Here is a 550-nt window from a genome sequence, read left to right as displayed (position 1 = left end):
GCACAGCACCGTGTCGTCGCCGAACGGCACGGCATGGCAGAGGGCGCGGATCTCGTCGGCGGAGGCATTGCGCCGATGGGCCTGCAGTCGGTCGAGCCGGAAGTGGGGGGCGCGCGGCCATTCCGAGACGCGGAACAGCCGGCAGAGCCAGTCGCCGATCGCCGCACCCACAGCGCGGGCGAGGAGGCGGGGAGGCAGAGGAGGACCCAGACGCGCCATGCACGTTCCCGTGATGCTGCGCCATGATAGGCACGAACCGCCCCGCGGCAGAACTGGCCGCCGCGGGGCGGAGCCGCTCAGAACAGCGCGGCCGGCGCCACCGTGCTGCCGGTGAAGCCCTGCATGCGCAGCGGCTGCATCACGAAGCAGAACTCGCTGCGGTTGGCGGCCACCAGCTCGTCCAGCTTCATGTTCTCCAGAAGGTGCACGCCGTTCACCACCAGCGCGATCTGGTGCACCGGCAGCGATGCGGCGGGCATGGTCTTTGACGGTGCGCATTCCACCGGCCAGTTGTCGGCCCCCAGCAGCAGCGGGTTGCGCTGGATCAGCC

2 protein-coding genes are annotated in these 550 nt (G+C 70.5%); both read right to left on the bottom strand.

The window, feature by feature from the left end:
* A partial coding sequence (locus AC1DWF_RS37705; protein WP_476843522.1) for a hypothetical protein occupies positions 1-219 on the bottom strand: 219 nt, incomplete at its 3' end.
* Between the two features lie 77 nt (positions 220-296).
* Positions 297-550 (bottom strand): hypothetical protein (locus AC1DWF_RS37700; protein WP_476843521.1); only part of this gene is annotated, 254 nt, incomplete at its 5' end.

The organism is Aminobacter sp. P4_D5, from assembly GCF_056401815.1.
The sequence above is the reverse complement of the archived record's forward strand: the minus strand, read 5'-3'. Positions and strand labels throughout refer to the sequence as shown.